The organism is Burkholderia sp. Tr-20355, assembly GCF_017104685.1.
Lineage (GTDB): Bacteria > Pseudomonadota > Gammaproteobacteria > Burkholderiales > Burkholderiaceae > Burkholderia > Burkholderia seminalis.
Genome location: NZ_JAAGPK010000415.1, coordinates 1 through 431, shown reverse-complemented (window position 1 = coordinate 431; position 431 = coordinate 1). Strand labels below are relative to the sequence as shown.

The following is a 431-nucleotide window of genomic DNA, read 5'->3' as shown; positions in this document are numbered from 1 at the left end:
AGAGTTCGAATCATCTTGAGATACATCGATACAATCACAACCCGGATAGTTTTCACGTCCATCTCAAGACGCTTCCGCTATCCAAATTACTTACTTCTTCCAGATTGTTAAAGAACGACAGCCGATACGTACTACGTACCGCTCTGACTGGCTCAATCGCCAATGAGAAAGACTCGAATAAATCATCATTCGAATGTTTTTCATTGAAGATTATCGAAAGCGGCCGGCATTATAACCGATAAAACCGCTAACAGACAGTCTTTCTGTCTTAATCAACAGCCGATAAGCGTGAGCGCTCAACTTGTGCGAGAAGCTCTGGAAAGGAGGTGATCCAGCCGCACCTTCCGATACGGCTACCTTGTTACGACTTCACCCCAGTCATGAATCCTACCGTGGTGACCGTCCTCCTTGCGGTTAGACTAGCCACTTCT

Annotated in this window: 1 rRNA gene; it reads right to left on the bottom strand. The window is 46.2% G+C overall.

The features are described 5' to 3' along the window. Positions 1-319: 319 nt before the first annotated feature. Positions 320-431 (bottom strand): 16S ribosomal RNA (locus tag G3N62_RS35700); the annotation flags it as partial.